Annotated in this window: 17 protein-coding genes; 8 read left to right on the top strand and 9 right to left on the bottom strand. The window is 66.5% G+C overall.

Annotation, left to right across the window (positions count from 1 at the left end; all coding sequences use genetic code 11):
• Positions 1–81 precede the first annotated feature (81 nt).
• The gene (locus ASD94_RS21140) at positions 82–930 is read right to left on the bottom strand and encodes a 3-hydroxybutyryl-CoA dehydrogenase (RefSeq protein WP_056647360.1); all 849 of its coding nucleotides are present in this window, start codon (positions 928–930) and stop codon (positions 82–84) included.
• 129 nt (positions 931–1,059) lie between these two features.
• On the opposite strand from ASD94_RS21140, the gene ASD94_RS21135 reads away from it, so the two are divergent.
• Both ASD94_RS21135 and ASD94_RS21130 read left to right on the top strand, forming a co-directional pair.
• Positions 1,060–2,649: a GMC family oxidoreductase gene (locus ASD94_RS21135; protein WP_056647357.1), complete on the top strand. Its 1,590-nt coding sequence runs from the start codon at positions 1,060–1,062 to the stop codon at positions 2,647–2,649.
• Positions 2,650–2,837: 188 nt separating this feature from the next.
• Complete coding sequence (locus ASD94_RS21130) at positions 2,838–3,575, top strand: hypothetical protein (protein WP_056647354.1); 738 nt, start codon at positions 2,838–2,840, stop codon at positions 3,573–3,575.
• A 27-nt stretch (positions 3,576–3,602) separates the two neighbouring features.
• On the opposite strand, the gene ASD94_RS21125 is transcribed toward ASD94_RS21130, so the two are convergent.
• From ASD94_RS21125 to ASD94_RS21115, 3 genes are read right to left on the bottom strand one after another with little or no spacing between them, the layout of a single operon-like run.
• Positions 3,603–4,955: a GAF domain-containing protein gene (locus ASD94_RS21125; RefSeq protein ID WP_056647667.1), complete on the bottom strand. Its 1,353-nt coding sequence runs from the start codon at positions 4,953–4,955 to the stop codon at positions 3,603–3,605.
• Positions 4,952–5,458: a hypothetical protein gene (locus ASD94_RS21120; protein WP_056647351.1), complete on the bottom strand. Its 507-nt coding sequence runs from the start codon at positions 5,456–5,458 to the stop codon at positions 4,952–4,954. Before ASD94_RS21120 ends, ASD94_RS21125 begins: the two co-directional genes overlap by 4 nt.
• Positions 5,455–6,306 carry an ABC transporter permease gene (locus ASD94_RS21115; RefSeq protein WP_056647348.1) on the bottom strand — a complete coding sequence of 284 codons (852 nt, stop codon included), beginning with the start codon at positions 6,304–6,306 and terminating at the stop codon, positions 5,455–5,457. Before ASD94_RS21115 ends, ASD94_RS21120 begins: the two co-directional genes overlap by 4 nt.
• 101 nt (positions 6,307–6,407) lie before the next feature.
• Between ASD94_RS21115 and ASD94_RS21110 the strand changes: the two genes are divergently transcribed.
• The 6 genes from ASD94_RS21110 (at position 6,408) to cynS (ending at position 12,151) form a co-directional block, all read left to right on the top strand.
• Positions 6,408–7,616: a PAS domain-containing sensor histidine kinase gene (locus ASD94_RS21110; RefSeq protein WP_056647345.1), complete on the top strand. Its 1,209-nt coding sequence runs from the start codon at positions 6,408–6,410 to the stop codon at positions 7,614–7,616.
• On the top strand, positions 7,613–8,308 hold the full coding sequence (locus ASD94_RS21105; RefSeq protein WP_056647343.1) for a response regulator transcription factor: 696 nt from the start codon (positions 7,613–7,615) through the stop codon (positions 8,306–8,308). Before ASD94_RS21110 ends, ASD94_RS21105 begins: the two co-directional genes overlap by 4 nt.
• 146 nt (positions 8,309–8,454) lie before the next feature.
• Complete coding sequence (locus ASD94_RS21100; protein ID WP_056647340.1) at positions 8,455–9,861, top strand: CmpA/NrtA family ABC transporter substrate-binding protein; 1,407 nt, start codon at positions 8,455–8,457, stop codon at positions 9,859–9,861.
• 1 nt (position 9,862) lies between these two features.
• Positions 9,863–10,729 (top strand): nitrate ABC transporter permease, encoded by an 867-nt coding sequence (ntrB, locus tag ASD94_RS21095; protein ID WP_056647337.1) that lies wholly within the window; start codon positions 9,863–9,865, stop codon positions 10,727–10,729.
• The gene (locus ASD94_RS21090; RefSeq protein ID WP_056647336.1) at positions 10,719–11,594 is read left to right on the top strand and encodes an ABC transporter ATP-binding protein; all 876 of its coding nucleotides are present in this window, start codon (positions 10,719–10,721) and stop codon (positions 11,592–11,594) included. The genes ntrB and ASD94_RS21090 overlap by 11 nt, the downstream gene beginning before the upstream one ends.
• A 113-nt stretch (positions 11,595–11,707) precedes the next feature.
• On the top strand, positions 11,708–12,151 hold the full coding sequence (gene cynS, locus ASD94_RS21085) for a cyanase (protein ID WP_008905293.1): 444 nt from the start codon (positions 11,708–11,710) through the stop codon (positions 12,149–12,151).
• A gap of 132 nt (positions 12,152–12,283) precedes the next feature.
• On the opposite strand, the gene ASD94_RS21080 is transcribed toward cynS, so the two are convergent.
• The 5 genes from ASD94_RS21080 to ASD94_RS21060 form a co-directional block, all read right to left on the bottom strand.
• On the bottom strand, positions 12,284–13,054 hold the full coding sequence (locus ASD94_RS21080; protein WP_056647333.1) for an anti-sigma factor domain-containing protein: 771 nt from the start codon (positions 13,052–13,054) through the stop codon (positions 12,284–12,286).
• The gene (locus tag ASD94_RS21075; protein WP_056647331.1) at positions 13,051–13,617 is read right to left on the bottom strand and encodes a sigma-70 family RNA polymerase sigma factor; all 567 of its coding nucleotides are present in this window, start codon (positions 13,615–13,617) and stop codon (positions 13,051–13,053) included. The genes ASD94_RS21080 and ASD94_RS21075 overlap by 4 nt, the downstream gene beginning before the upstream one ends.
• Positions 13,618–13,726: 109 nt before the next feature.
• Complete coding sequence (locus tag ASD94_RS21070) at positions 13,727–14,305, bottom strand: DUF3455 domain-containing protein (protein WP_056647328.1); 579 nt, start codon at positions 14,303–14,305, stop codon at positions 13,727–13,729.
• Positions 14,306–14,455: 150 nt separating this feature from the next.
• Positions 14,456–15,778, bottom strand: a complete 1,323-nt coding sequence (locus tag ASD94_RS21065; protein ID WP_056647324.1) for an FAD-dependent oxidoreductase — start codon at positions 15,776–15,778, stop codon at positions 14,456–14,458.
• Positions 15,775–16,932, bottom strand: a complete 1,158-nt coding sequence (locus ASD94_RS21060) for an acyl-CoA dehydrogenase family protein (protein WP_056647321.1) — start codon at positions 16,930–16,932, stop codon at positions 15,775–15,777. The genes ASD94_RS21065 and ASD94_RS21060 overlap by 4 nt, the downstream gene beginning before the upstream one ends.
• Positions 16,933–16,946: the final 14 nt, after the last annotated feature.

The raw sequence follows: 16,946 nt of genomic DNA, 5'->3' as shown, positions 1-16,946 counted from the left end.
GCCACGACATGCAAATGTCGTTTCCACTCCATGCGCTGGGGGCGTCCCCCTGGGGGGAAGGCGCGAAGCGACTCAGGGGGGTTAGTAGGTATACACGCCCTGGCCGGTCTTGCGGCCCAGGCGGCCTGCGGCCACCATTTCCTTGAGCAGCGGGCAGGGGCGGTACTTGCTGTCGCCAAACTCGGTCAGGTACACATCCATCACGGCCAGGCACACATCCAGGCCGATCATGTCGGCCAGCGCCAGGGGGCCGATGGGCTGATTGCAGCCCAGCTTCATGCCCGCGTCGATGTCCTCGGGCGTGGCCAGGCCCTCGGCCAGCACGAAGAAGGCCTCGTTGATCATGGGCACCAGGATGCGGTTGACCACAAAGCCGGGCGCGTTCTTCACGGTGATGGGGCTCTTGCCCAGCGCCTCGGCCAGCGCCTTCACGGCGTCGTGCGTGGCGTCGCTGGTCTGCAGGCCGCGGATGATCTCCACCAGCGCCATCATAGGCACGGGGTTGAAGAAGTGCATGCCGATGAACTTGTCGGCGCGGCTGGTGGCTGCGGCCAGCTTGGTGATGGAGATCGAAGAGGTGTTCGAAGCAATCATCACCTCAGGCGCCACGATGGCATCCACCTGCTTGAGGATCTTGAGCTTGAGCTCGTAGTTTTCGGTAGCGGCCTCAATCACGAGCTGCGCAGCCTTGAGGTCGTCGTAGCTGGTGGAGGTTTTGATGCGCGCCAGGGCGGCAGCCTTGTCGGCTTCGCTGATCTTTTCCTTCTTGATCAGGCGGTCCAGGCTACCGGCCACGGTGGCCAGGCCTTTTTGCACTGCAGCATCCGAGATATCAACCATCACCACGTTGATGCCTGACACCGCACAGGCCTGTGCAATGCCGTTGCCCATGGTGCCTGCGCCGATGATGCCTACGGTCTGAATCGTCATATAGAGAGCCCTCTTCAAAGTGAAACGAATGGACGGAATGGTAAGGCGAATCGCACGACCGTTCGGTTATCGTGCGTCAAACCTGAACCAACAAGCCGCTGCGCAGCATGGCGGAGGAGACACCACAACATGTTCGACTACATCGTGATCGGCGGAGGCTCAGCAGGCTCCGTGCTGGCCGGCCGGCTGACAGAGAACCCCGCCGTGCGCGTGTGCCTGCTGGAAGCGGGGCCCGCCGACAACAGTGTGCTCATCCACTGCCCGGCCGGGCTGGCCGTGATGGCCAAGTTCGAGCTGAACGGCTGGGGCTTTAATACCACCCCGCAGACCGCGCTGAACAACCGGCGCGGCTACCAGCCCCGTGGCAAGGTGCTGGGGGGCTCCAGCTCGATCAACGCCATGGTCTACATCCGGGGCCAGCATGCGGACTACGACCACTGGGCCGCGCAGGGCAACCCGGGCTGGGGTTGGGAGGACGTGAAGCCTTACTTCTTGCGTGCCGAGAACAACGAGCGCGGCGCCGATGCATGGCACGGCCAGGGCGGCCCCTTCAACGTGGCGGACCTGCGTGCGCCCAACCGGTTCAGCCAATACTTCACCGACGCAGGTGTGCAGGCCGGGCACCCGCACAATACCGACTTCAACGGCGCCACGCAGGAAGGCGTGGGCCTGTACCAGGTCACGCACAAGAATGGCGAACGCCACAGCGCAGCCAAGGGCTACCTCACGCCCCACCTGGCGCGGCCTAATCTGCAGGTCATTACCGGCGCCCATGCCACGCGCATCCTGTTCGACGGCACGCGCGCGGTGGGTGTCGAATACCGCCAGGGTGGCGCGATCAAGCAAGTGCGTGCCGGGCGCGAGGTGCTGCTGAGTGCGGGCGCGCTGCTGTCGCCGCAACTGCTGATGCTGTCGGGCGTGGGGCCTGCAGCGCATTTGCAGCAACACGGCATCCCGGTGCTGCACGACCTGCCCGGCGTGGGCCAGCATCTGCACGACCACCCCGACGTGGTACAGGTGCTGGACGCCCCTGAGCTCAAGGACCTGTTCGGCCTCTCGTTGTCGGGCATGGCACAGACCATGCGCGGCATCATCGAATGGCGCAAGCACCGCACGGGCATGTTGACCACCAACTTCGCCGAGGCGGGCGGCTTTATCAAGAGCGACCCGTCAGAGGCTGCGCCCGATCTGCAATTGCACTTTGTGATCGGCAAGCTGGTGGACCATGGCCGCAAGACGGTGTTCGGCCACGGGTACTCGGCCCATGTGTGCCTGCTGCAGCCCAAGAGCCGGGGCTCGGTCACGCTGGCCAGCCGCGACCCCATGGCCTTGCCACTGGTGGACCCGAACTTCCTGGCCGATCCCGACGACATGGCGCGCATGGTGCGTGGCTTTAAGCGCACGCGCGAGATCCTGATGCAACCGGCGCTCGCGAAGTTCGGCGCCAAGGAGCTGGCGGCCTCGGCCAGTGCGCGCAGCGATGCCGAGATCGAGCAGTTCATCCGCCAGTACGCCGACACCATCTACCACCCCGTGGGCACCTGCCGGATGGGGCCTGGGCCCTTGGACGTGGTGGATGCCGAACTGCGCGTGCATGGCCTCGCCGGCCTGCGCGTGGTGGACGCGTCCATCATGCCGCGCATCGTGAGCGGCAACACCAATGCGCCCACGGTGATGATTGCGGAAAAAGCGGTGGACTTGCTGCGCGCCGCGCCGTGAACGATTTCACGTTTGGCGCCCGGAACGCGATTTTTAAGGTTTTCAAAGGGTCTGTTTAAGGAGTTTTTAACAGGCAAAAACGCGGCGAATTTCTAGACTTCTTGGCATGGAAGCGGGTGCATGGTGCACCCGGCCCGGCGCCCGAAAAAAGGCGCTGAAAGAGCCCAACGAGGCCATGAAAGAACGTGATGAAGATTGATGCCCGCGAAATTGCCGCACTGACCCAAGCCCAACCCGCCGCCCCCCGCATGGACATGTACGCCAGCATCCACAAGGCGCTGCGCGCCTTCATGGCCGACACGCTGCTGGGCCTGGGCCGCATGGATGTGGACGACGACCTGGAGTTTGCCCAGACCTGCGACCGCGTGATGCAGCTGCTGGACCTGTGCCGCGCGCACCTGCACCACGAGAACCAGTTTGTGCACGCCGCCATGGAGGCGCGCCAGCCCGGCTCCAGCCAGAGCATTGCCGGTGAACATGTGGAGCACGAACAGGCCATCACGGCCCTGGCCGACGGGGTGAACCACCTGATGGCCTGCGCCAAGCCCGCACGCCCGGCCGCCACCCTGGCCCTGTACCGCCAGCTGGCGCTGTTTGTGGCGCACAACTTCGAGCACATGCATGAGGAAGAGACTGCCCACAACCGCGTGCTCTGGCAGTGCTACACCGACGCCGAATTGGCGGGCGTGCACGATGCGCTGGTGGCCTCGATCCCCCCGCACGAAATGATGGTGGTGGCCCGCTGGATGGTGCCCTACATGTCACCGGCCGAGCGCACGGCCATGCTGTCAGACATGCAGCAACATGCGCCTGCCCCTGTGCTGGCCGCAGTGCTGGCGCAGGTGCAGCCGCACCTCTCGCAGCCCGAGTGGACCAAGCTGATGCGCAGCCTGGGCCTGCCGGTGGTTCCGGGTCTGGTGCACTGACTTTGAGAAATCAGTGGCGTGAAGGCGTCAGGCGTCTTCCAGCACCACGGGGCGCAGCACGCACAGCCGAAAGCGGCCGCGCCCTGTTTTCTCGATGTGGATGTGTGGGCAGTTCTCTTGCAGGCGGCGCTGCAGCAATAGCAGGCGGGCCTCCAGGTTGTCGGCCACATCGGGCAGGCGCAGGGCGGGGTCCAGCCGCAGCTCGCGGTTGGTGAAGTCCACGCGCCCAGTGTGCTGGTGGTCGCGCAGCAGCTTCCAGATGATGGCGCCCGCCACGCCTTTGATCAGGTAGTCGTCGTTGATGAACACGCTGTCGTTGGCCGCAAAGTGGCGCACCCGCAGCGCACTGCCGCTCACCGGCGGTGCTGCTGTAGGAGCAGGCAGCGGCTCGGGCGCATCGGGCGCGGCCTGCAGCAGGTCGATGGCGGCGGCCAGCTGGCCCGCAATGGCCACCAGCAGGTCCTCATCCTCGAAGCCAAAGCGCATGTCCTCGGGGCTCTCGGCAAACAGCACGCCCAGCAGGCGCCCGGCCGACAGCAGCGGCACTGCCACCTGGCTGTGCGGTTCGGGCAAGCCGGGGTAGGGAATGTCCATGCCGCGCAGCGGGGGCGCATCGGGGGCGGCATGCGCGTCCATGCTCTCGCGGATGGCGTGGCTGTACAGGGCGGCATGGGTCATGTGGCTGATGCGCACCGGGGTGCGCTCGCGCGCGGCCATGCCGATCACGCCCTGGCCCAGGCGGATCTCGGAGCCCACGCCCGAGGTGGCGTAACCGCAGCTGGCCACTGTGTAGAGCTGCTGGGCGCTGGCGTCCAGCATCAGCACCATGGCGTGCTCGATGCCCAGCTTGTGCTGCAGGCCCTGCAGCGCGCCTTGCAGCAATTCGTCCAGCCCCGTGCAGCGCGCAATGCTTTCGCTGCACAGGCGCAGCGTGTGCAGCAGCCCGGAGCGTGGCGCGGGTGCCGGCAGGCCTTCGCCCGCCACCGATTCGATGTGCTCCACGGCGTAGATGTCGGCGCCCCTGAGCTCAAACACCTCGGCCATGCCTGAATGCGATGCAATGCCCGCCAGCTGCGCGCGCATGCTCTCGAACACCGGGCCGCAGTCCTCGGTGCGTTCGTACAGCAGGTGCAGGCGGTAGAAATGGGCGGTGAGCGGGTCCAGGACCAGCACGGACGCGCGCGGGTTGCGCAGGATGTTCTGGCGGGTCTTGTTGAAGAACTGGAACGACAGTGCCACATGCGTCGCATCCACATACACCACCTGTGAGATGTAGGCCACGTTCGGTGTGCCGTCGGGGTCGCAGGTCGCCATGACGGCGGGAATAGCACCCTCCAGGCAGGGGCGGATGCTGTGCAGGGAGGGCGCTGCAGTGCTCATGGCTGCGGCGTAGGTGGTGAGGGTGGCGCGCACAACTCTGCGCCTGCGCGCGGGCCCGGTGTCTGGTCGAACGCGCTGGTGGGCGTGAAGCTCACGGCCACCACATCCTGCAGCGGCGCTGCGAGCATGGCAGCCACATACTGCGGCCCGTAGCCGACCTGGCCCACCTCCTGCACCATGGACTGCAGGTAGGCCTGCAACACGGGCACGTCGCCGTCATGGGCCGGGCGCTGCGTGGCCCGGCGGGCCTTGAGCTGCAGCGTCTGGTGGGTGGACGGCACGCTGAAGACCACGGCAATCTCACCAGTGTGCGCAATGTCCTGCAGCAACTGCTCGGACTGGCTGCGCCGCAGGTACACCGTGACCTCCTGCCCATCGCCGCTGATGTGGCTGCCCACGGCCCGCATGATGCTCGGGCGCAGGGCCGCATCGCGTGACGCCACGATGGCCGACACGCCCTTGGCCACCATGGCGATATGGCTGGGGCCGAGCAGCACGGTCATGCCTTGAAGCGCTTGCGGGTCAGGGCCAGGGCCACCCAGAAGGCGACCACCGTGGTCACCACCAGCACTAGGCCATGGCGCAGGGGGTGGGCGGGCCACTGGTCCATGAACAACGGGCGCACTAGCTCCACCGCGTTGGTCAGCGGCAGCCAGTCGGAGATGGCGCGCACGATGGGCGGCAGCTGCTCGCGCGGGAAGAACACGCCCGAGAGAAACATCATGGGTGTGAGCACCAGCGTGAAGTAGTAGGTAAAAAAGTCATACCCCTTGGCCAGCGCATTGAAGATGAGCGCGATGCTGGAGAACATGATGCCCACGAACAGTAGCACCGGCCAGGCCACCAGCAGCTTGGGGCTATGGCTGATACCCAGGGCCAGCATCACACCCAGGATGGCCGTCACGGTGAACAGTGCCTTGAACGCCGCCCAGAGCATCTCGGCCAGCACCACGTCGTCCAGGCTCACCGGCGCGTTCATGATGCCGTCCCAGGTCTTTTGCACATGCATGCGCGAGAAGGCCGAGTACAGCGCCTCAAAGCTGGCCGCGTTCATGGCGCTCATGCAGATCGATCCACTGGCCAGGAACAGGATGTAGGGCACCTTGGTGTCGCCCGCCGCGCCGCCCACGTTCACCTGCCCCACCAGGGCCCCCATGCCGTAGCCAAAGGCCACCAGCCACATCAGCGGTTCGGCAATGTTGCCCACCAGGCTGGGGATGGCGAGCTTGCGCCAGACCAGCAGGTTGCGCATGAACACGGGCCACCAGCGCACGGACAGGCTGGGCGGGCGCCACACCGACGGCGGGGGCGGGGCCACAGAGGCCACGGAGGACGGGGTAACGGTTTGCATCCGCTTATTGTGCGATGTTGGCGGGTGGTCGCACAGCCCCTTGCGCGCCTGCTTGGGCGGCCGTCCCGCTGGCTGGGCACGTCCATTGCTTGGGTGCTGTCATGCCCACCCATGTCCTGAACCTGCCCGCCGGTGCCAGCGCCCTCTGGCAAAACCGTCTGGGGCTGCTGCTGGAGTCCACCGGGGAGGGCGTGTTCGGCATCGATCTGGCCGGCAACTGCGTATTCATCAACCGGGCGGGCGCACAGATGCTGGGCTTTGCCGCCGAGGAGGTGATGGGTCGCAACATGCACGCGCTCACCCACCACAGCCACCCCGACGGCAGACCTTACGCCGACAGCGACTGCCCCATCTTCAACGCCTTCCGCCAGGGCCTGCCCTGCCGGGTGGACACCGAGGTGTTCTGGCGCCAGGACGGTTCGGCGTTTGCCGTGGAGTATTCCAGCCACCCCATCCTCGAGGGCGAGCAGGTGCACGGCGCCGTCATTGCGTTTGTGGACATCACCAGCCGCAAGCGCGCAGCCGACGAGCTGCAGCGCGCGCACGACGACCTGGCCCGCGCCAATGACGAGCTGGAGCGCCGCGTGGCCGCGCGCACCCAGGAGCTGTCGCAGGCGCTGGCGCAGCTGCGGGAGCTGTCGGCCTACTCGGAGCAGGTGCGTGAGGACGAACGCACGCGCATTGCCCGCGAGGTGCACGACGAGCTGGGCAGCCTGCTGGTGGCGCTGAAGATGGATGTGAACTGGCTGCACAAGCGCCTGGGCGAGCAGGGCGAGCGCACGCCCGAAGCGGCTGGCGACATGCGCACGCAGATGCGGTGCAAATGCCAGAACATGAGCCGCCTGATCGAAAACGCCGTGGACAACGTGGGCCGTATCATCACCGACCTGCGCCCCAGCATCCTGGACCACCAGGGCCTGTGGGCGGCGCTGGAGTGGCAGGCGCAGGAGTTTGTGCAGTCGGCCGAGCTGGAGCTGACGTGGCACATGGACGTGCCCGCCACCCTGCACTTGCCCGAGCCCGCCGCCATCGCCGTGTTCCGCATCTTCCAGGAGATGCTGAGCAATGTGGGCCGCCACGCGCAGGCCAGCGCCATCGACATTGCGATTGACGTGCAGGACGATGTGCTGCAACTGCGCGTGCGTGACAACGGCGTAGGCTCCACCCGCCAGGCGCTGGAGGCGCCCACCGCCTATGGCGTGATGGGCATGCGCGAGCGGGCGCGGCAGCTGGGAGGCCAGCTGACCATCACCAGCGAGCTGGGGCAGGGCTCGTGCCTGCAATTGCTGATTCCTCTGGAGCTGTCATGAATTCCGTGGTTCGCGTATTGATCGGGGACGACCACCGCATCGTGCGGGAGGGACTCAAGCAGGTGCTGGGCGACCCGGCCAACGGCACGCCCGAGATCACCGTGGTGGCCGAAGCCACCCAGGGCAGCGAGGTGCTGGAGCAGGTTACTGCGCTGCAGGGGCGCACGGGCGCACCGGGGCTGGACCTGGTGCTGCTGGACATCGCCATGCCGGGCATGGACGGCCTCGAAGTGCTGCAGGCGCTGCGCAAGGCCTGGCCTGCATTGCCGGTGCTGATGCTCAGCACCTACCCTGAGCGGCAATATGCGGTGCGCTGCATCCAGATGGGCGCAGCGGGCTACCTGCACAAAAGCGCCGACCCCGACGATATGGTGGCGGCCGTGCGCAAGGTGGCGGCGGGCGGGCGCTACCTGACCGAGGCCACTGCGCAAGCCCTGGCGGGCGCAGTGGAGCGCACCGGCGTGGTGCGCACCGCCCAGCAGGGCGCGCCCGCCGGAGTAGACGTGCTCTCCTATCGAGAGCACCAGGTGTTCCGCCTGCTCACGGCCGGGCAGAGCGTGAGCGAAATTGGTGCGCAGCTCAAGCTCGCGCCCAACACGGTGAGCACCTACCGCGCCCGTATCCTCGAAAAGACCGGCGCGCGCAATGACGTGGAGCTGGCGCTGCTGGCGCGTGGCGCGCCTGCCGAGTGATTTGTGGGTGCGATATGCCCGATTTGTAGTGCTGGCCCTACACGCTGTAGACACCACACCCACGAATTCATGACAGAGGGCCGGCGCCGGCAAAAACTGGCCCGCGCTTTGCGTAACGCCTGGCACCAACTTCTTCGAGGTGTGCCATGTCCGAATTCTTCTCGCCCTACGATGCCGACCGCCCGTTGATGCTGAAATGCAGCTGTGGCCGCGACCACACGGTGGCCGACCACCATGCCGAGGTCTCGGCCGATGCTGCTGCAGCCACCTTGCGCCAGCGCAGCGAGACCCGCGAGTTCGAGCTTTACAGCAACGAGTTCATCGAAGCCACGCTGGTCAAGGCGCTGTTTCCGCAAGACGCGGTGCGCCGCCGCTTCATCAAGGCCGTGGGCAAGGGCACAGCCATGGCGGCCATTGCCAGCGTGTTGCCCGTGGCCAGCCTGCAGGCCATGGCGCAAGAGAAACAGGGCGCGCTGGAAAAGACCAACCTCAAGATCGGCTTCATCCCGATCACCTGCGCCACGCCGCTGATCATGGCCCACCCGCTGGGCTTCTACAGCAAGCAGGGCCTGAATGTCGAAGTCACCAAGACGGCCGGCTGGGCGCTGATCCGCGACAAGATGATCAACAAGGAGTACGACGCCACGCACTTCCTGAGCCCGATGCCGCTCGCGATCTCCATGGGCCTGGGCTCCAACGCCACCCCCATGAACGTGGCCACCATCCAGAACGTGAACGGCCAGGCCATCACGCTCGCCCTCAAGCACAAGGACAACCGCGACCCCAAGAACTGGAAGGGCTTCAAGTTCGCGATTCCCTTTGAGTACAGCATGCACAACTTTCTGCTGCGCTACTACCTGGCCGAGGCGGGCCTGAACCCCGACACTGACGTGCAGCTGCGCGTGGTGCCACCGGCCGAGATGGTGGCCAACCTGCGCGCGGGCAACATCGATGGCTTCCTGGGCCCCGATCCGTTCAACCAGCGCGCCGTGTTCGAGGAAGTCGGCTTCATCCACCTGCTCACCAAGGATCTGTGGAACGGCCACCCCTGCTGCGCCTTCGGCACCAGCACCGAGTTCATCCAGAAGAACCCCAACACCTTTGCCGCGCTGTATCGCGCGGTGCTCACCTCGGCCGCCATGGCGCGCGACCCCAAGAACCGCGAGCTGATCGCCAAGGTGATTGCGCCCCAGGCCTACCTGAACCAGCCCGAGGCCGTGATCAACCAGGTGCTCACCGGCAAGTTCGCCGATGGCCTGGGCAAGATCCAGAACGTGCCCGACCGCGCCGACTTCGACCCCATGCCCTGGCAAAGCATGGCCGTGTGGATGCTCACACAGATGCAGCGCTGGGGCTACATCAAGGGCGATGTGGACTACAAGCAGATTGCCGAAAAGGTGTTCCTCATCACCGATGCGAAAAAGCAGATGAAGGCGCTGGACCAGAAGGTGCCCGACGGCGCGTACCCCAAGTTCAAGATCATGGGGCGCGAGTTCGATGCGGCGAAGGCGGCCGAGTACGCCAAGAGCTTCCCTATCCGCAAGGCGGCATGACATGACTGCCACCAAAAACCTCAACCTGCGCGCGGGCCTGCTGTCCGTGCTCATCTTCCTCACGCTGCTGGGCATTTGGTATGTAGCCACGTCGTCCTCGGGCGCCAGCGGCGGCACGGCGGGCATGACGGCCGAGCAGATCGAGTACGCCAAGATGATGGGCAAGGACCCGGGCGCATCCAAGAGCGGTGGCTTTCCCACGCTGGGTGCGATGGGCAGCACGGTGTGGGGCCACCTGTCCAACCCGTTCTACGACAACGGTCCCAACGACAAGGGCATCGCCATCCAGCTGGCGCACTCGCTGGGCCGCGTGGCGCTGGGCTTTGGCCTGGCCTGCCTGGTGGCGATCCCGCTCGGCTTCATCATCGGCATGTCGCCGCTGCTGCGCCGCGCGTTCGACCCGTTCATCCAGGTACTCAAGCCCATCAGCCCGCTGGCGTGGATGCCGCTCGCGCTCTACACCATCAAGGACTCATCCATCTCGGGCATTTTCGTGATCTTCATCTGCTCGGTGTGGCCCATGCTGGTGAACACGGCGTTTGGTGTGGCCTCGGTCAAGCGAGACTGGCTCAACGTGTCGGCCACGCTGGAAGTGAACCCGCTGCGCAAGGCCTTCCTGGTGATCCTGCCCGCTGCGGCGCCCACCATCCTCACGGGCATGCGCATCAGCATGGGCATTGCGTGGCTGGTGATTGTGGCCGCCGAGATGCTGGTGGGCGGCACGGGGATTGGCTACTTCGTGTGGAACGAGTGGAACAACCTGTCGCTCACCAACGTGATCTTTGCCATCCTGGTGATCGGCGTGGTGGGCATGTTGCTCGACCTGGCGTTTGGCCAGCTGCAGAAGGTGGTGACCTATGTGGAGTGATGTTGCCCAGCGCCCGGCTGTTCCAGCCCCTCTTGCCACTGACGCACCGCAACGAAAGGCCTCTGCCGTGACCCAAGGCTTCCTCCAGATCGACCGGCTGAGCAAAGCCTTTGCGCCCGCCAAACCCGTGTTTGCCGATGTGTCGTTCACGCTCGACAAGGGCGAGTTCGTCTGCATCATCGGTCACTCGGGCTGTGGCAAGACCACCATCCTGAACGTGCTGGCGGGGCTCGATACTGCCACCTCGGGCACCGTCATCATGGACGGGCGCGAAGTGGCCGGGCCCAGCCTGGACCGGGGCGTGGTGTTTCAGAGCCATGCGCTCATGCCCTGGCTCACGGTGCGCCAGAACATCGCGTTCGCCGTGAAGTCGCGCTGGCCCGACTGGAAGAAGAGCCAGGTCGATGCGCATGTGGAGAAGTTCGTGGCGCTGGTAGGCCTGAGCCCTGCCATCGACAAGAAGCCTTCGCAACTCTCGGGCGGCATGAAGCAGCGCGTGGGCATTGCGCGCGCGTTCTCCATCCAGCCCAAGATGCTGCTGTTGGATGAGCCCTTTGGCGCACTCGATGCGCTCACGCGCGGCACCATCCAGGACGAGCTGATGACCATCGTGCGCCAGACGCAGCAGACGGTCTTCATGATCACGCACGATGTGGACGAAGCCATTTTGCTGGCTGACCGCATCCTGCTGATGAGCAACGGCAACGAGACGCCCGAGGGCTATAGACCCGGTGGCATTGCCGAGGTGGTGGTGAACCCCCTGCCACGCGAACGCACGCGCACCAGCCTGCACCACCTGGACGGCTACTACGCGCTGCGCAACCACATCGTGGACTTCTTGGTGACGCGCGCCAAAGCCCACTGAATTCCTGAGCAGCCAAGCCCTGTCGTGTTGCCCCTTGTGGCCGACAGGGAGGGCTGCACCCCGAAGTTCCTGTTCCCCGTTTCAAAACCCATCCAACCGAAGGAGCCATCACCATGAACCGCAACGACGTTACCGAAAAGATCATCAGCACCAAGGTCGCCAAGGGCCTGCAATGGGAGGCCATTGCCAAGAAGGTCGGCCAGTCCAAGGAATGGACCACCGCTCTGTGCCTGGGGCAGATGACTGCCACGCCCGAGCAGGCCAAGATCGTGGGCAAGATTTTCGGCCTGACGGCCGAGGAGCAGAAGTGGCTGCAAGTGGTGCCCTACAAGGGCTCGCTGCCCACACCCGTGCCCACCGACCCGCTGATCTACCGCTGGTACGAGGTGGTGAGCGTGTACGGCACCACCATCAAGGAGCTGATCCACGAAGAGTTTGGCGACGGCATCATGAGCGCCATCGACTTCAGCATGGACATTCAGCGCGAAGCCAACCCAAATGGCGACCGCGTGAATGTGGTGCTGTCCGGCAAATTCCTGCCGTATAAACAGTACTAACCCCCTGAGTCGCTTCGCGCCTTCCCCCTTTCTCTCGAATTGCTGCGCAATTCGGGAAGGGGGACACCGCCAGCGCGGCGGGGCGGCCCTTGCGCGGCGGTCGCTGGTATGGGCCGCCCCCCTCGGCGGCGGTCAGAGCACTTTGACGGCGCGGCCAATGAACTGGATGGGGCCTGTGGGTTTGTCAATCGGCGAGCCTGTGGGCGGTTCCAGCGTCAGCTCGAACAACTGGTTGGGCTGCAGCGGCGGTAGCTTGTCCAGCGGGATCTGCAGCGGCTGACCGGGCTGCACCAGGCCCAGCGACACGGGGCCGCTCCAGCCATCGGCCTTGGTCCAGAACTCCAGGGCCTTGTCGGCCGGTACTTCGGCCACGCCCAGCGGAATCAGGCTGATCAGCCGCGGCGAGCTGGCCTGCACCACCCAGCCGGGGGCCTTGTCCTGCGGCGCGACCAGCACCACCATGAACTGCGGCGGCGCGGCCACGGGTGCGGTGCGCGTCACGAGTACCGCCGCGAGCACCGCCGCCATCGCAAAGCCCGAGCCGGCGAGAGCCCGCCACAGGCCCAGGTGGTCCCACCAGCGGACGGACGGCTTGCGCTCGGTGTTGGCGCGGGGTGGCGCGGTAACGGGTGTCGTGGCCTGCTGCGCGCTGGCTGCTTGCAGCGATTGATCGATGCGCGCCCACAAGGCGGCGGGCGGCGCAATGGGCTCCACCAGCTGGGTCAGTGGCAGCAGGCGGGCTTCCCATTCGGCCACCGCCTGCTGCAGTGCTCGGTCACCGGGCAGGCGTTGCTGCATGGCCTGGCGCTCGGCAGCGGGCAGGGTGCCCAGCACGTACTCGCCAGCCAGCACATGCAGGTCTTCCGGCGAGGGCGTAGGCGGTGTGGTTCGCACATCGGTCATGCCATGCACTCCCGCAGCGATACCAGGCTGCGCCGGATCCATGCTTTCACGGTGCCCAGCGGGGCGCCCAGGCGCTCGGCAATTTCGCCGTGCGAGCAGCCGTCCACGTAGGCGTGCAGCACGCAGCTGCGGCGCGCCGGGTCCAGGGCCTCCAGGCAATGCTGCAGGCGGCCCAGGCTGGCGTTGAGTTCAAAGGTTTCCTCGACCTCGTGGTGGGCCTGCACAGACATGTCGGCCTCCAGGGCTTGGGTGGTGGTGTCGTCCACATCCACGTGGCGGCTGCCGTCGCGCACGGCGTTCAGGGCCAGGTTGCGCACCACGCTGTAGATCCACCCACGTGCGCTGCCTCGGCTCGCGTCGTAGCTGGCGGCGCGGGTCCAGATGTTCACGCAGGCATCGTGCACGATGTCTTCGGCCAGTGCGCGCTGGCGCACGATGCGCAGCGCCACGCCCAGCAGCCGCGCGCCCTCCTGTTGGTACAGGCGGTGCATGGCCTGCCGGTCGCCGGCCGCGCAGGCGGCCAGAGCGGCTTCGTAGTCAAAATCGCCAGGGGTGTCGGGCACGGTGTGCGGGCAGCGGGGCAGTGGCTGAAAGGTGGGCGCATCGTAGCCGCAAACCCGTCACCGCCCCGGTGGGTAGCCCCCGCTGCGCAGGGGATTGCGTGTGCGTGGTTTACGCGGCCTTCCAGAAGATGTAATCGGCCTGGTACTTCACGATCTGGCGCTCGCCCTTGTTGGCGGTGGTGCAGGCGGCAGCCGGTGCCACGCCGCCCTTCAAGGCCACGCGCTGGATGAAGGTCACGCCGGTCATGGCGCCGGAGCCCATGGCAGGGTTGGCCTTGACGAGCTGGTAGGGCAGGTTGCCAGTGCCAGAGGGTGCCACGGCCAGCTGGGTGGCCGTGAGCTTGGAGCCGTCGTTCGATTCCCAAGTGGCGGGCGGGCCGTAGTAGGTGCCGACCTGCTTGCCGCTGCGGTCATTCAGCACGGCCTTGGGGCCCACGAACACCCATTCGGTCTGGCCGGGCATGTTGGCCTTGTCGCGGCATTCGTAGGTGATCTCGCCCACGCCCACGGTTTCCATCGCCACCTTGTTGCCCGCAGGAACCTTGATGCTGTCGGGCAGGCTGTCCTGCGAGTACATGGATTTGGAAGGCGACGACATCATCGAGCCGCAGGCGCTCAGCAGCACGGCGGCGGCAACGGCACCCCCCAGGGGCAGCAGGCGGGAGATGGGAGACGTGTGGATGGTCATGGCGTTTCTCTCTGGTCTATGGGTTGATAGGACAGCAGCAAGTTGCGCTGCTGGAGGTACTACCCACGAAAACGCCGTTTGGATGCAGGAGATGTAAAAAATTTTTCCGATGCCTGCCCGGGCAGGGCCGCCGCCTGGGCGGAGGCTGCCTCAATGCAGGGTCAACGGTCGGGTGGTGGTCTTGACGCGCACCACCGCCGCCCGGTGCTCATAGGGGGCCGTCGGCTGGCCCAGGATGGCGGCCGCCAGCGTGCGCGCCTGCCGGGCAATCGGTTCGATATAGCGGCTGCACTGCCCGTTGATGCTGATGCAATCGCCCAGTGCGTGGATGCGGGGTACGCTGGTCTGCAGCGTGCCTGCGTCCACCGCAATGCCCTGGGCCCAATCGAGCCCTGCACTTTGCGCAAGCCGGGTGGGGGGGAGCAGGCCTGCAGCCGCCACCACTTCGTCGGCCGCAAAACGCTGCCCGCTGGTGGTGGTGACGCGGTAGCGCGAGTCCACTCGTTCCACCTGCTCCACCTGCAGACCGCCTTCAAAGCGGATGGACAGGTCCTTCCAGGCATCCAGCAACTGCGGGCCCGCCTGCTGGTCGTGCCAGCGCGCCAGCGGTTCGGTGGCCGTGTCCAGCAGCGTGATGTGGTGGCCGCCCAGTGCCAGGTCGTTGGCCAGCTCGCTGCCGATCAGGCCCGCGCCGATGATGAGCACGTCCTTGGGCTGCTCGCCCAGGTGCTGGCGCAGGCGCTGGTAGGCGTCCAGGTGGTTGATGCGCCAGCACAGACTGGCGGGCAAGCCCGGCGGCAAGGCGGCCTGCGCGCCGTGGGCCAGCACCAGGTGGCCGTAGCGCAGCACGCCCCGCGTGGTGCGCAGTTGGCGGGTGTCGGCGCAGATGCGCACGGCATGGGTGTGGGCCAGCAGGGTGACGCCCAGCCGCAACGCTGCATCGCGGCCGGTTTCGGACACCAGCGCCAGCGGGTCCAGCTGGCGCGCCATGGCCACCGACAGCAAAGGCTTGTCGTACCGGTCGCCTGCGCAGGCCGTCACCAGGGTGATAGGCAATGTGGCGCTGTGCTGGCGCAGGGTTTCGGCCAGCTGCCAGCCTGCACGGCCTGCGCCGACGATGACCACGCCCGGCTCGTCACGCGGGCGGATGTGGGCCGGAGGCGCTGCGCTGGCCTGCGCCCGCAGCGCCTCCAGCGTGGGGGCTTCGTACGGAGAAAAATCGGCCTTGGTCACCCCGCACAGCGGGCAGGCCCAGTCGTCAGGAATGTCCGCCAGCCGGGTGCCCGGCGGCAGGCCGCCATCGGGGTCGCCGTCCGCCTCGTGGTAGATGTAGCCGCAGGCGTTGCAGATGTAGCTTTGCCAGGGCGCTTGTGTTGCCGCTTCGGCCAACGCGTCGTATACGGCCTGCGAGGCGGCGCTCAATCCGAAGGCGGAGGCTGCCAACGGCGTGGTGGTGGTTGTGGCGGGCGTCATGCAGGCATCTCCTCGGCACTGAGCCGGGCGATCTCTTTGCGCAGGTGCTTGATGGCGGGCGTGACGATGGCCACAAAGTGCGACTCGCGCACGCGCCGCTGCACGTCCGAGCTCATGAGGTAGCCGCGCGCACCCTGGTGCATCAGGGCGGACTGGGCGGCGCGCAGGCACAGCTCCGCGCCGTGGGCGCGGGCGTCCAGCACGTCGATGAAGAAGTCGGTGCTTGTGTCGAACGGCGTCTGGGCCAGTTGCACGACGCGTGCGGTCAGGGCATCCAGCTCGGCCTGCAGCGCGTCGGGCCGGTCTTCCAGGAACTGGTTGACATGGCCCAGCTGCGCCTCCACCGCCCACATCGAGTCGATGGCGCCCTGGGTGATGCCCACGGCCATGCCACATTGCAGCATCACGAAGGCCGCGCGGATGCGCGCGATGAAAGGACGCGTAGGGTCGGCCATGATGTCGGCCGTGCCGATGAAATGGTCCTTGAGCCGCAGTGCATAGGTGCCCGTGCCCTCCATGGCCGAGAAGCTCGGGCATTCGCGCATCTCCACGCCCGGTGCGTCGCAGCGCAGCAAAAACATCACCTCGCGCTGGCTGGCCGCACCGTCGGCCTCCACCACCGCCGCGATCGCGCCACAGTAGTGGTCGGGCCCCAGGTTGCTGACCCAGGGCAGGGTGCCGTTGATGAGGTAACCGCCCTCTACCGGCGTGGCCTTGAGCAGCAGGCTTTCGATCTGGGCGTAGCTCTTCATGGGGTTGGACAGCGCCGTGCCGCCCATGCCCGCGCCGCTGGCGTGGCGCTGCAGCACATCGCCCATCAGCGCAGGGTTGCCCGATTGCTGCAGGTACAGCCCGCACACCGCCTGGCACCACATCATGAAGCCGGTGGCGCCGCACACGCGCGAGGCCTCGGCCATGGCGCGGATGGCCAGGCCGTAGTCGGCCGGGCCCGCCGTGCTGTCCAGGTGCGCGCTCATCGCGCCCACGGCGGCCAGTTGCTGCAGCTCGGCGCAGGGGTAGTAGCCGGTGCGGTCAATCGCCTCCACCTGCGCGGCCAGCGGGCCCTGGGCGATCTGGCGCACCGCGGCCAGCAGCGCATCGCCCCGCAGGGCGCCGTCCAGGTGGAGTTGGGGAGGGAGGTCGGCGGGGTTCATGGGGCTCCTTGGGT

The organism is Acidovorax sp. Root70 (genome assembly GCF_001428225.1).
Lineage (GTDB): Bacteria > Pseudomonadota > Gammaproteobacteria > Burkholderiales > Burkholderiaceae_C > Acidovorax.
Note: the sequence above shows the minus strand (reverse complement) of the source record. Positions and strands in the feature narration are given on the sequence as shown.